The 2,761-nt window shown below is 72.3% G+C and carries 5 protein-coding genes; 2 read left to right on the top strand and 3 right to left on the bottom strand.

Annotated features, from left to right (window positions below):
• The 3 genes from F6X68_RS32055 to F6X68_RS32045 form a co-directional block, all read right to left on the bottom strand.
• On the bottom strand, positions 1-722 hold a 722-nt coding region (locus F6X68_RS32055; RefSeq protein ID WP_151457742.1), incomplete at its 3' end, for a lytic polysaccharide monooxygenase.
• 112 nt (positions 723-834) lie between these two features.
• On the bottom strand, positions 835-1,293 hold the full coding sequence (locus F6X68_RS32050; protein ID WP_151457741.1) for a GNAT family N-acetyltransferase: 459 nt from the start codon (positions 1,291-1,293) through the stop codon (positions 835-837).
• 112 nt (positions 1,294-1,405) lie between these two features.
• Entirely contained in the window at positions 1,406-1,666 is a 261-nt protein-coding gene (locus F6X68_RS32045; RefSeq protein ID WP_151457740.1) for a Prokaryotic metallothionein, read from the bottom strand.
• Between the two features lie 161 nt (positions 1,667-1,827).
• On the opposite strand from F6X68_RS32045, the gene F6X68_RS32040 reads away from it, so the two are divergent.
• Positions 1,828-2,103 carry an isoamylase early set domain-containing protein gene (locus F6X68_RS32040; protein WP_132233095.1) on the top strand — a complete coding sequence of 92 codons (276 nt, stop codon included), beginning with the start codon at positions 1,828-1,830 and terminating at the stop codon, positions 2,101-2,103.
• A 119-nt stretch (positions 2,104-2,222) separates the two neighbouring features.
• A partial coding sequence (locus F6X68_RS32035; protein ID WP_151457739.1) for a lytic polysaccharide monooxygenase auxiliary activity family 9 protein occupies positions 2,223-2,761 on the top strand: 539 nt, incomplete at its 3' end.

Below are 2,761 nucleotides of genomic sequence, written 5' to 3'. Positions count from 1 at the left end.
GGCGGCGGCGTCGTCGGCGGCGGGTTGGTCGGCCCGCCGGAGAAGTCGACGTCGCTGCACAGGTAGTACGACTGGTCGAGGTGGCTGGCCTGCCAGATGGTGTAGACGACGTGCCGCCCGGTCCGCCCCGGCGCGTTCGCCGGGATCTCGATGGACACGCCGGTGGGCTCCGGCTTCCACCCCGACGCCGGGGTGTTGCCGATCTGGCCGACCAGTTCCAGGTCGTCCCAGCCCAGCGGCTCGGTGAGCGCGTTGAAGCCCTGCCTGGTCACGTACACCCGGATGTAGTCCGCGCCGTGACTGGCCTGGTCGTAGAGGCGGACCCGGAAGTTGCTGGAGACCGGGGCGGTCTTCCAGGCGCCGACCGTGTCGAGGGCGTTGTAGCGACCGCCCTCGGTCCGGCCGCCGGAGCAGAGCTGGCCGTTGGGGATGGCGGCCTGGTGGTTGCCGGCGACGCCCTCGCGGAACAGGCCGTTCCAGTTCCACATGGCGTTCGGGTTGGCCTGCCAGGCCTGCCAGCACATCGGGTCCTCGGTGGCCATCCGGGGATTCTGGAAGTCGCTGCCCCAGCGCTGCCAGCAGCCGTAGTTGCGTGACGCCGGGTCCACCACGGAGCCGTGCGCCGACACGGGGTTGGCCAGGGCGGTGGTCAGCAGCAGCACGGCGGTCGCCGCGACGGCGAGCAGCCACGCCAGGCGGGAGGTGCGAAGTTGAGTGGACATGGGGAGCCCCCGGGAGGAGAGGTCGGACGACGACGCCCGGACGGCCCGGGAGTTGCCCCTCCCGTGCGCGCTGCGTGGCTTCCGCGACGGCTCTGCCCGGAGGCTGTCACACTTATCGGCTTCGGTCAATGCCTTCCCGGCGCATCGGGGTGTGCGGGATGCCGTCCTCGACGTACTCGGGGCCGGCGACGGCGAAGCCGTGGCGGGCGTAGAGGCCGACCAGGTGGGACTGGGCCTCCAGCACGCAGGGGCGGTCGCCGACCAGCTCCAGCGCCGCGGTCATCAGCCGGCCCGCGTGCCCGCCGCCGCGCGCCTTCGGCGCCACCACCACCCGCCCGATCCGCGCCACGCCGCCCGGGTCGGCGAGGATCCGCAGGTACGCCAGGGGCGCGCCGCCGTCGTCGAGCCAGAGGTGGCGGGTGCCCGGCTCGACGTCGCGCCCGTCGAGTTCCGGGTACGGGCACGCCTGCTCCACCACGAACACGTCGATCCGGAGCCGGAGCAGGTCGTGGAAGGTGCGGGCGTCGAGTTCGGCGAACGAGGCGGTCCTCGGCACGGGGGGCTGTGGCACTCCCCGATGGTAGGCCGGGCCCGTGGGCCAGCCGCCCCGCTGCCCTGCGTGCCGCCGGTGCGCCCGGCCGACCCGGGCGGCCATGGCGCCGGCGGCCGGCCGATCGCCGGCCTCAGGCGGGGCGGGCGCCGACCGCGTCGCGGATCTCGGCGCCCCGGGCGCCCTCCTCCGCGCGGGCGCAGTGCGCGCAGCAGAAGAACCGGCCGGACACCTCCACCCCGTGCCCGACGATCTTGACCTGGCAGTGCTCGCAGATCGGCGCCAGCTTGTGCGCGGCGCACTCGAAGCAGTCGAAGGTGTGCACGTCGCCGCTGACGGTCCGCACCTCGAACGCCATCCAGTAGTCGTTACCGCAGACCTCGCACGTCGCCACGACAGAACCCCCCGAAGGCCGACACATTTCCTCGAGCGTGCGGCAACCGGACCGTGCCGGGTGGGCGGATCGGCCCAGGTCACTCGGGGGTGGCGGCGTGTCGCCCCCGGCGTGTCGGGCGTTGTACCGGGTGACCGCGCGCGACCCCGGAGGAACACGACATGATCAAGCGGAACAAGCTCTTCGGCAACCAGGTACGGGTCACCTTCAGCCTGCCCCGCGACACCCCGCCCGGCCCGGTCAGCGTGGTCGGCTCCTTCAACGGCTGGGAGCCGGGGCGGCACGAACTCCTCCCGCGTCGGGACGGCACCCGGACGGTCACCGTACGACTCGGCCCGGGGGAGTACCGCTTCCGCTACCTCGCCACCGGTGGCGTCTGGCTGGACGACGAGTCCGCCGACCGGGTGGACGAGCGGGGCAGCCTGTTGCTGCTCTGATGGTCACCCTGCGTGTGCAGAAGGTGCGATGTTTCTATCGACAGGAGTCTTTACTGTTAACAAGCTTTAATTTATGTTGATGGCACCTCACCAGGCCGAAGTCCGAAGGAGCTGCCACCATGCGTCGAAGAATCACCATCCCGCTCGTGGCGACGGGTGCCGTCGTCTCCGCACTCGCCGTCGCGGCGCCCGCCCAGGCGCACGGCTACGTGTCCGGCCCGCCGAGCCGCCAGGCGCTCTGCGCCCAGGGACGGGTCCCCGACTGCGGGCAGATCAAGTACGAGCCGCAGAGCGTCGAGGGGCCGAAGGGGCTGCGCAGCTGCCACGCGGGGATCGCCCAGTTCGCCGTCCTCAACGACGACAGCCGGGGCTGGCCCGCCACCTCGGTCGGCAGCTCCGTCACCTTCACCTGGACCAACACCGCCCGGCACGCCACCAGCAACTGGGAGTACTTCATCGGCGGCACCCGGGTGGCCGTCTTCAACGGCGGCGGGCAGCAGCCCGGCGCCACCGTCTCGCACACCGTCAACCTGGGCGGCCACCCGGGACGGCAGAAGGTCCTCGCCGTGTGGAACATCGCGGACACCGCCAACGCGTTCTACTCCTGCGTCGACCTCCAGGTCGGCGGGGGCGGCAACCCGTCGCCCACGCCGAGCCC

The organism is Micromonospora sp. AMSO12t (assembly GCF_008806585.1).
GTDB lineage: Bacteria > Actinomycetota > Actinomycetes > Mycobacteriales > Micromonosporaceae > Micromonospora > Micromonospora reichwaldensis.
This window is presented reverse-complemented; position numbering and strand designations above follow the sequence as displayed.

Bases quoted from the DNA above. Each gene is read 5' to 3' on its own strand.
- F6X68_RS32040 (WP_132233095.1), top strand. From the start codon at position 1,828: ATGATCAAGCGGAACAAGCTCTTCGGCAACCAGGTACGGGTCACCTTC.